This window comes from Vibrio sp. UCD-FRSSP16_30, from assembly GCF_001676025.1.
GTDB lineage: Bacteria > Pseudomonadota > Gammaproteobacteria > Enterobacterales > Vibrionaceae > Vibrio.
On the sequence record NZ_LZFW01000035.1, the window covers coordinates 182624 to 191371 of the forward strand.

The following is an 8748-nucleotide window of genomic DNA, read 5'->3' on the forward strand; positions in this document are numbered from 1 at the left end:
ACCTCTATAATCGCACCACCATTAATAAAAGCAATAGGAAGTATGCATGAACAGTAGTGAGTTTCATCAATTGGCTGACAAACAGCTAGAAAACATTGAACAAGCAATAGAAGAATCAGGCGCTGATATTGATTTTGAAACATCAGGTAATGTAATGACTTTAGAGTTTGAAGACCGCACTCAAATCATTATTAATAAACAAGAGCCAATGCGTGAAATTTGGCTTGCCTCTAAATCGGGAGGGTATCATTTTTCTTTAAAAGAGGGAGCTTGGATCTGTTCTAAAACAGGCGCAGAGCTTTTAGCACTCGTTAAAGCCGAATGTGAAAAGCAGGCAGATGAAGAAATAGAGTGGCAATAAGCCACTCTATTAGTAAGCACCAACGACAGCTGAAGGTGTCGAGTGGAACTCACTATCGCTACGATATGGCACGATAAAGCTATCTTTATCGTGCTGATGGATAATTTGATAGTACTGAGGAAGGTTAAAGTTAGCCTTTTCTCCTTCAACATTTAAATCATTGGTGTAGAAGTTATTAATCTCTCCCACCACGTCATTCTTGTCATGACCACGTCGATGATAAGCTTCAGCTATGTTGCTTTCATCCAGTACATAAATGTTGAAACCGTTTTCAGTGTCCTCAAAGAAAAACTGAATTAAGCCTTCACTAGCAAACCCATCAATAACATCAGGTAAAGAGAAATCATTTTCTTTATTCAATTTCTCTAGCGGTGAGCCGGTCAGCTTATTAGTAGAGATACTTTGATAAAAATCTATCGAGTTCTCTAAAGTTTGTACTGATACTCCTCGACGCTCAAAGAATAAACCGTACATTTTGCTACCAACACCAATCGCTTTAAAACGACGACGCTTTTCTTGCTCTACGGGTTTTAAACGCAACTCAATACACTCAGCCAACAGCTGATATACCGTATTACGCATCAGTCCGCGGAAGTTTTGGCTATAACAAAATACGTCGACTGACTCTGGATGTAACGCATCTTGGTGCATCTTACCTAACACTGTTTTTAGTGCGTCAAGAATACTGGTATCTCCACGGAAATGCAGTGTACGCACTTCATGCCAAGAGTTTCGATACACCAGATCGACACTGCCAATCATGCTGGTTTTATCTTTACCACAAGAGAACAAATTAACGTTGCGCCCATCTTTCTTAGCTTGGCGTGGATTTAACTTGGCTGTGGGATCATCCTCAAGGTTAATAAACATAACCAATTGGCTGATCTCACAAGGGCTAGCAAGCGCTTCCATCGTCGGACGGCGCTTACGCAAAGAAAAGGTATTTCTTAGGTCACTAACCATCTGATACAGTTTATCAATATCGATATCAGCACTGCGAACAACTGAATGTAAGCGTGTCGATTCGGTAATCAAACCATTAAAGAAAGCCCAAGCAACCAATTTACTCAAAGAGCGGTGATGCTCTATAGGAGCACGGCCAATAATGTGCTTCGCTTCTAAAGATTGCTTATAAAGATACCAACCTTTAGGGTTGCTACGACCTTCTTCTACCTGAATAAAGCTCAAATCAGATTCATGTAAATCAGGCGATATTTGCTGATTTAACAATGTCACCTTGCCAGGTAAAACTTCAAAAGCGGCATACAGTTTACGAGCTAAAATAGAGATGTCTTGTGGGCTTATCACCGAGGTGATGTCGTTACGACGCGCAAACTGAATCAGATTACGGTAACTTTCCATCAAAGCATCAAGCAAGTTGTGGTGCACAACTTTGACTCGCTCTACTTTCCAGTCTCGACGTGTATCAAGCTCTTGAATATCATGCTCACTCCAACCCCAACCCAAGGTCATCTGTTGCATCGCTTTACGACGCCACGGTACAGAACCGGGTTTAGGTGTTTGCGAAAGCTTTTCGTGAGTTTTTAAGTAAAAACAACGACGAACAAGATCAAGACGAGTCTGATCACCGATCATTTCAAGGTATCGTGTGACTTTTTCCAGCATGACATAATAGGCATCCATACTGTGAAGATCTGGATCACCCATAAAGAAGCGACGTTTAGTATCAATACTTAATAACTGAGTCTGTGGGTATTCCCAAGAATAAGCTTCAAGTAAAATTGCTTTTAATACCGATTTATAAGGGGAATCGATACTTTTAAATAGTTGCCAAAGGCTAGAACCAAAATATTCTTCTGCTGGGATTTTATTGAGCTGACCAAAATCAAGCCACTCATTACAGTTGATCTCCCCGCTATTACACAGTTCAAAAATATATTGGTCATAGCACTCTTCCATTTCTGGAGGAACGATGCTCCATAGCAATCTCTGACCTGCCATGCGCATTGCCGAGCGATAAAACTCATCAAGAAGCAACATATGCTGTGAAGAACCACAGTTCTCACCGGTCATCGCTTCACTTTGATTAGAAACCTTAAAGCGCTGATCATCCATCAAGAAGAAATTTGCTTCTACACCCTGCTGCTGTGCCCATTCGGTGATACTTAAACACTTACTGGCTAGAATGCTGCGTTTATCCGTCGACATTTCAGGTGAAATACACACCCAAATATCCAGATCACTGGTAAGGCTCTGACCAATAGAGGAAGTACTCCCCATCGTATAGAGAGCTAAGATTTCAGTTTGCGTAGGGGAGGCAACTTGTTCTCCGTAAGAACGAGCGCTATTTTCAAGAAAGCAGAGTTGTTCAGTATCAGCACAGTAATCAAAAATACCTTGCGGTACGTTATCAGAGACATAGCCAGGCAATGCAGGATGATTGTAATGGAATAAAAGAGGGATAAGAGAAAAGACGTATCTACCTTGAGCATCCATCATACCTAGAGCACGGTGTGTACGTTGTTCATTTAACGTATCGAGTCTAGCAATTAATGTATGAGTGTATGCCTGCAAGTCAACTTCCCAACTAAAAAAACAAAAAAGGTGAGTGCCTTATTTTTATACAAAAACCCCACAAAACGTGAGCAATTTAACACTTTTGAGCCAATAGGTAAAGAAAATCACCTATCACAACCATGTGGTAACATTTAGACACAGCAGGATAACTGAAAGATCTGAAAGGTCACGTAAATGAACCCTTTATACAATAAATAGCGTGACTGATCTCACAGATAGTTAGATAATTTATTATTATAACGCGTCATATCATCAAGCTCTGAACTACCTACTGAAAAATTACCACTAGCAGTGATAGAATTACCTCATCTCTCATATTCTTAGTGTCATTATGTCAAAACAAACTCTGCGAATAGCAACAAGAAAAAGCCCTCTTGCACTATGGCAAGCTCACTATATTAAATCTCGTTTAGAAGAAATTCATCAAGACTTAGATATTGAGCTCGTCACTATGGTGACAAAAGGCGATATCATTCTAGACACACCGTTGGCTAAAGTGGGCGGTAAAGGGTTGTTCGTCAAAGAGTTGGAAGTCGCGATGTTAGAAGAGCGCGCAGATATTGCCGTTCATTCAATGAAAGATGTTCCGGTGGATTTCCCTGAAGGGCTAGGTCTTGCTGTTATTTGTGAGCGAGAAGATCCTAGAGATGCTTTTGTTTCCAATACTTATAACTCTATTGATGAATTGCCTCACGGAGCAACTGTCGGTACCTGTAGCTTGCGCCGTCAATGCCAAATCAGCGCGGCAAGACCCGATATCATCATCAAAGAGTTAAGAGGAAATGTTGGAACTCGACTAGGGAAGCTAGACGACGGGCAATATGACGCAATTATCTTAGCGGCGGCAGGCCTAAAACGATTAGAAATGGAACAACGTATCCAAAGCTACCTTGAACCAGAAACTTCTCTTCCTGCGGTAGGACAAGGTGCAGTCGGTATTGAGTGTCGCCTCAATGATCAGCGTGTTCTTGATTTAATCAAACCACTGAATGATACCGACACCTCTGATCGAGTACTTGCCGAGCGAGCAATGAACTTAGCTCTAGAGGGCGGCTGTCAGGTTCCGATTGGAAGTTATTGTGTCATCACACCTGATAACCAACTTTATTTAAGAGGCTTAGTTGGCAGACCCGATGGTACTGAAATCATTAGAGCAGAAATCCGCGGTGAACGCTCTCAAGCCATCACTATGGGTGAGGAACTTGCACAGGAATTATTAAACGCAGGTGCCAAAGAGATTCTTAGCGAAGTTTATAGCCAAGGATAAGGTTATGAGGGCATTAATAGTTCGACCTCAACCGACGGCAATAGAACTGTGTAATGCCCTAAATAATATAGGGGTGGTCTCTGAGTACTGCCCTGTTGTTTCTTTTCAAAAATCCGCATTATCCGACAACCAACTACAGCACTTATATCAGTCCGAGATTATCATTGGTGTAAGCCAACCTGCGGTTCACTTTACTCATGAGATATTGTCAGACAAAGCTAAAAAATGGCCTCAACACAGCCAATATTTAGCAGTTGGGACTAAAACAGCCTCTTACCTACAATCTTATAGCCAGCAAACGGTCCATTCTCCACGCTCTGAAGATAGCGAAGGACTACTTAAACTACTTTTCCTCAAAAGCCTTAAAAACAAGAAAGTATCGATACTTCGGGGAGATAGTGGTCGCGAACTGCTCTTTAATCAATTACAGCAATTTGGCGCTGATGTTGCCTATATAGAAAGCTATACACGTCAATGGATCAGCTTCGATGGCCACCGTTTAAGCTTGCAATGGCAAGCGAGTGAAATAGATACTTTGATTGTCACCAGCTACGAACAATTAAAATTCTTTGCACAACAAATACCTAACCAGCATAAAAATTGGTTACACTCTCTAAAGTTGATGGTTCCAAGTGAAAGAGTTGCTCAATTAGCCTTGCAGCTAGGTTTTATACAAACCTGCAATATTAAGGGCGCTTCAAATCAAACCATCATGAATAGTATCCAAGGCGAATTACATAGGAAAATATAATGACTGACGATAAAAAACTCGATAACGACAACCATGTTGACAAGAGTAAACCCGTTCCTGCTTCGCCTAAGTCAGAGAAAGCAATAACCCCTGCTAAGCAAAAAACCAAACAAAACACACCATCAAACAAGCCAGCTAAACGACTTGCCATTGCCGCTGTAGTGATTTCACTGATAACTGCGGGCGCTGGGTTTTATTACGTTAATCTACAAAATCAGCAACTACAACAGCAATTATTCAGCGTATCAGGCCAACTAAAAACAGCACAACAAAGCATTAATTCTCAGCTCCAAGCATCTCAACAAACCAATACTCAAGCGGTTAATGAAGCAGTCAATAAAGCTGAAGTGCTGATTAATCAACAACAGAAAAGTATTGAGAGCCTGCAACTTGCTATCGCCGATGTCAAAGGTCGTCGCCCAAATGACTGGTTATTAGCCGAAGCCGACTACTTAGTAAAACTAGCAGGAAGAAAACTATACCTAGAACACGACCTAGTAACGACAACTAAGTTAATGGAAGCGGCAGATCAACGCATTGCTACGCTAAATGATCCAAGCCTTGTCCCACTACGTAAAGCAATGGCAAAAGACATTACAAAACTGCGTAGCCTACCTCTAATCGATCGAGATGGTGTTGCACTTAAATTGATCGCTCTACAAGAGCAAGTCGATAAGCTTCCTTTAGCCAATGCGATTCTTCCTGAAGCAGCCCAAGAAACTCAAAAGCATGTCTCTCAAGATATTCAAGACTGGAAGGCAAACCTTTCTACATCACTAGAGAACTTTGCTGAGCACTTCATTACCTTTAGAGTGCGCGATGGCAGCGCTGTACCACTACTCTCTCCTCAGCAACACTTTTACTTAAGAGAGAATATTAAAGCGAAACTCGAGACAGCGATCAAAGCAACGTACTCTGAACAAGAAGAGATCTACCAAAAAAGTCTTAATGTGGCACTGCAATGGAGCAAAACCTATTTAGACCAAGATGCAACATCAGTGACAGAGTTTGAAAGCTCACTGGCTAGCCTAGCTAAAGTAAAAGTGGATTTAAAATACCCAGCTAAGTTAGAAACGAACCAATTGATCGCAGATATCATCCGTGAGCGTCTACGCAGAGAAGTGACTACCATTGCGACGGAGGTAAACAAATGATCCGTATATTCTTTGTTTTTATCGCACTAGGTATTGGTCTGTTTTTAGGGACGCAGTACGCAGGTCAACAAGGCTATGTCCTAATATCACTCGCTAACTACACTATAGAGATGAGCGTCACCACTCTGGTCATCTTTGTCATCGGTGCTTTAGTTGCTTTGTTCTTAGCGGAATTTTTAATTAAACGATCTCTTCGCGCCTCTAGCGCTACTTGGAATTGGTTTAGTAACCGTAAACTTAAAAAGGCTCGCCGTTTAACCAATGAAGGCATTATTAAGCTCATTGAAGGTGACTGGCAATCCGCTGAAAAGAAAGTGACTCGTTGGTCTAATTCTCACGACATGCCACTACTGTGTTATCTAGTTGCCGCAGAAGCAGCCCATGAACTCGGTAAACATGAAAAACGTGATAAATACTTTGAGCTTGCTGCTAAGCAAAAAAACTCTGATTTAGCGATTGGGTTAACCAAAGGTAAGCAAGCAATGGCTGAGGGTGATTTTGCCAGTGCCTTTGATGTTCTATCAAGTTTAAAAGCTGAGCATCCTGACAACCCTCGTTTGCTTAATCTTCTGAAAGTCTGCTATGTCCAATTAAATTGTTGGCAGCCTCTATTGGATCTTCTACCTATTCTTAAAAAAGCAAAAGGCGTCTCTAAGGCAGAACATCACTCTCTATTAGTACAAGCGCACGCTGGTCGAATCTCTGAGCTATCTAACCAACAAGGTGTCGATGGCATAATCAGATATTGGGATAGTCTATCTAAAAGTATGAAAGCAGAAAGCCAGATCGTGGTAACTTTTACTACCGAGTTAATCGGGCGAGGCGCGGACAATACCGCAATTACAGTGCTCAAAGAGGCGACTCAAAAGTCCCAACAGGCTGAGATACTCAATGTATACCCAACCTTAAACATTACCGATTGGCATTCAGTACTTAAGCATCTAAAAGGGCTAGAGAAGCGATTCTCCGACAATGCTGACATCCACAGCGTTATAGGCCAAATCTTAATGCTAGAAGCTAAATGGGCTGATGCTCAAGGCTACTTTGAGTCTGCATTAAAGATTCGTCCAAGCGCGCATGATTACGGTCAATTAGCTAATGCACTGCATCAGCAAAACTACACCAATGCTGCTAACGATGTCTCACAGAAAGCACTATTACTATTAGGCAAGTAATCTCTCCTAATACATCAAAACCGCTGTATATCAGCGGTTTTTTTATGTCTGTCGTTTCTTAAATTCACAGTAATTCATAACAATCACAGTAAGATTATTCGCCGAAATAGTGCAGAGAAAACACTTGATAACCAGCTCTGCTGATCAGTGACTTATACCAATCACAGTAAGTAAATGATCAGAAATAGCGCAGGAAAAACACTTGAGAACAAGGCGAATATTTTTGATAAGTAGTTATTCTACAATCAAAAATTTCAACGCGGTTATCAAGTGTTTTAACCAGCTAGGCTGATCAGAGATTTACTACGATTGGTATTATTACCATCGGGATTACTACGATTGATACCACAACTCATTGAGGCTTTGATGCCGTTGTTGCGTTGTTGCGTTGTTGCGTTGTTGCGTTGTACGAGCTTATCTCAGCTCAATAAAAACATCATATTCAATTACTTAGAACAAATGTTAAAGGTCGCAATACATAACCTGTACCGGATGATATACAGAACACATTAAGAACCAACACTATTTAGCCAATCAGAACCTCATTGATTACAACGATATTGAAAGAGTCCTGGAATAGCTTCTGTAGTGTACAGATCGTGTCACGAAAATGTGTAGTCAAAGCTGAATTGATCATTTCCCATATTGGTTCGCTGCTATTGGATATGATTTGGTACAAAGATCATTCTAAAATCGAACGGGAAGCTCAGTTTTACTAACTTCTTTGAGGGGGGGAATCTGGTGTAGAACACCGAGTTGGGATATTTATAAAGGCCCAATTGACTCACCTCATTGGATTTGAAGTGGTTTATTAGCTTATAAACAAAAAAAGCCCCTGATAAATCAGGGGCTTAAATGTGGCGGAGAGATAGGGATTTGAACCCTAGAACCGCTATTAACGGTTGCCGGTTTTCAAGACCGGTGCTTTCGACCACTCAGCCATCTCTCCACAAACTGTTACTAGTTAAGGTCTTATAGATGCCTTATCTAGTTTTTGTCTCTAGGTATTTTTCAATATCTAAAAACTTAATTAAAGCCTGGCGATGTCCTACTCTCACATGGGGAAGCCCCACACTACCATCGGCGCTATTGTGTTTCACTTCTGAGTTCGGCATGGAATCAGGTGGGTCCACAATGCTATGGTCGCCAAGCAAATTTTAAAATTCGGAAAACTGTTATTTAAAAGTTATGTCACACATTCAACGTTCTTTCTTCGAGTCCACAAAACCCCTTGGGTGTTGTATGGTTAAGCCTCACGGGCAATTAGTACAGGTTAGCTCAATGCCTCACAGCACTTACACACCCTGCCTATCAACGTTCTAGTCTCGAACAACCCTTTAGGACACTTAAAGTGCCAGGGAAGACTCATCTCAGGGCTCGCTTCGCGCTTAGATGCTTTCAGCGCTTATCGATTCCGAACTTAGCTACCGGGCAATGCCATTGGCATGACAACCCGAACACCAGAGGTTCGTCCACTCCGGTCCTCTCGTACTAGGAGCAGC

At 41.5% G+C, this 8748-nt stretch carries 6 protein-coding genes, 1 tRNA gene and 2 rRNA genes; 5 read left to right on the top strand and 4 right to left on the bottom strand.

Features of this window, described 5'->3' with window-relative positions; all coding sequences use genetic code 11:
• Positions 1–46: 46 nt before the first annotated feature.
• Entirely contained in the window at positions 47–361 is a 315-nt protein-coding gene (cyaY, locus tag A9260_RS12405) for an iron donor protein CyaY (protein ID WP_068699433.1), read from the top strand.
• 9 nt (positions 362–370) lie between these two features.
• On the opposite strand, the gene A9260_RS12410 is transcribed toward cyaY, so the two are convergent.
• On the bottom strand, positions 371–2896 hold the full coding sequence (locus A9260_RS12410; protein ID WP_068699435.1) for a class I adenylate cyclase: 2526 nt from the start codon (positions 2894–2896) through the stop codon (positions 371–373).
• 334 nt (positions 2897–3230) lie between these two features.
• On the opposite strand from A9260_RS12410, the gene hemC reads away from it, so the two are divergent.
• From hemC to A9260_RS12430, 4 genes are read left to right on the top strand one after another with little or no spacing between them, the layout of a single operon-like run.
• A complete protein-coding gene (gene hemC, locus A9260_RS12415; protein ID WP_068699439.1) occupies positions 3231–4166 on the top strand; it encodes a hydroxymethylbilane synthase in 936 nt (311 codons plus the stop codon).
• Between the two features lie 4 nt (positions 4167–4170).
• A complete protein-coding gene (locus tag A9260_RS12420; protein ID WP_068699441.1) occupies positions 4171–4917 on the top strand; it encodes a uroporphyrinogen-III synthase in 747 nt (248 codons plus the stop codon).
• Positions 4917–6071, top strand: a complete 1155-nt coding sequence (locus A9260_RS12425) for a uroporphyrinogen-III C-methyltransferase (protein WP_068699443.1) — start codon at positions 4917–4919, stop codon at positions 6069–6071. Before A9260_RS12420 ends, A9260_RS12425 begins: the two co-directional genes overlap by 1 nt.
• Positions 6068–7246, top strand: a complete 1179-nt coding sequence (locus A9260_RS12430) for a heme biosynthesis protein HemY (protein WP_068699445.1) — start codon at positions 6068–6070, stop codon at positions 7244–7246. Before A9260_RS12425 ends, A9260_RS12430 begins: the two co-directional genes overlap by 4 nt.
• 858 nt (positions 7247–8104) lie before the next feature.
• Here A9260_RS12430 and A9260_RS12435 read toward each other — a convergent pair.
• The 3 genes from A9260_RS12435 to A9260_RS12445 form a co-directional block, all read right to left on the bottom strand.
• Positions 8105–8195, bottom strand: a tRNA-Ser gene (locus A9260_RS12435).
• Between the two features lie 86 nt (positions 8196–8281).
• Positions 8282–8397 (bottom strand): 5S ribosomal RNA (gene rrf / locus A9260_RS12440).
• Between the two features lie 91 nt (positions 8398–8488).
• A 23S ribosomal RNA gene (locus A9260_RS12445) occupies positions 8489–8748 on the bottom strand; the annotation flags it as partial.